We start from the raw sequence: 1,323 nt of genomic DNA on the forward strand, positions 1-1,323 counted from the left end.
GTACTGCTGATGAACGTCACCCAGGTCGGCAACGCCAAGAACGCGACGTTCGACTTCCTGCTCAACGTCACCCAGACCCCGCCGACCACCCGGCCCCCGACGAGCGCGCCGCCGCAGGGGACGTGGAGGGTCGGGGCGACGTACGCCGTCGGGGCGCAGGTCACCTACGGCGGTGCCCGATACCGGTGCCGGATGGCGCACACCGCGATCGTCGGCTGGGAGCCGCCGAACACGCCGATCCTGTGGGCGCGGATCTGACCTGACCCGCCCATGCTTCGGCCCCGGTACCACCACTGGGGGCCGGGGCCGAGCCCGTCCGGAGCGCCACCCGGGCACCGTGAAGGGTGCTGGGCCGTCCGCGTCGCGCGAAGCGACAGTAAGCGCTATCCGCCGGTCGTGAACGTGAGCCGACGGCAACGGAGTAGGACCGTCAAAAACACGCTGAGCAACACGGCCCCGGCCCCGCCGACAGCGAGGAAGGTCACGGCGCTCCCGGCGACTGAGACGACCGGAGTGGTCTCCGTTTTCGTCGCGCCGAACGTCGCGGTGTCGTTGGCCGGGTGCGGTCGGTCGGGCGAAGGTACGACGGACGACGCGCCTTCCACGCCATCAGAAACGGGTTATTACCGCCCATTGCTCATCGGTGAGATCACTCGGATAGCACTAGCGCCCACTCACGACAGACACAAAGCCGCAAAGCCCTCCTGGACACCGCGCATGGCCAGAGCCTTACTCAACCCTGCCCGAAACAATCTTAAACCGGATCAGAGCAGCACAGAACACCCTCTCATGTTTGGCAGGGCCAACTTCGACCTCTTACGTCTCCGAATCCTCTTGTTGGGCTGATTTGGACGAACAGTATGTGTTTGCATGCCTTGGTGCTCAGGCGGGCCCCTCCTCGTCCAGATCGTCGGCGGTGCCGGCTACTGCCGGCCCACAGCCGAGTGGGAGGTGAGCGACGACGAAGGCCGCGGCTTCGCAAGGGGTGCGGGCCCGGCGACGCCGGTGACAGACAAGAGCAGCACCGTCGCCGGCCGAAGGCGGGTCAGGTGCAGCAGCTGGTCGTGGTCGGCGAGGCGGCGGGCGGCGCCGACGAACAGGCCAAGGCCGACGGAGTCGCAGAACGTCATCTCCGACAGGTCGACGACCAGCCGTACCTCGCCGGCATCGATGATGGCGGTGAGGTGGCGTTGCAGGAGCGGGGCGGTGGCCAGGTCGATCTCTCCGCCCACCGACACCACCGACACCGGCCCGTGCGCGGTGACCGTCACCCGCACCGGCGACGTCACCCGCCCGCCGGGTCCTCGGATGCGGCAACGCGCA

At 68.2% G+C, this 1,323-nt stretch carries 2 protein-coding genes; one reads left to right on the forward strand and one right to left on the reverse strand.

Annotated elements, in window-relative coordinates; all coding sequences use genetic code 11:
* Nucleotides 1–258 (forward strand): carbohydrate-binding protein (locus AB0M43_RS39260; RefSeq protein ID WP_363732943.1); only part of this gene is annotated, 258 nt, incomplete at its 5' end.
* A 665-nt stretch (nucleotides 259–923) separates the two neighbouring features.
* On the opposite strand, the gene AB0M43_RS39265 is transcribed toward AB0M43_RS39260, so the two are convergent.
* Entirely contained in the window at nucleotides 924–1,289 is a 366-nt protein-coding gene (locus tag AB0M43_RS39265; RefSeq protein WP_363732946.1) for an STAS domain-containing protein, read from the reverse strand.
* Nucleotides 1,290–1,323: the final 34 nt, after the last annotated feature.

Source organism: Longispora sp. NPDC051575 (genome assembly GCF_040681875.1).
In the GTDB taxonomy this organism is placed as follows: Bacteria; Actinomycetota; Actinomycetes; order Mycobacteriales; family Micromonosporaceae; genus Longispora.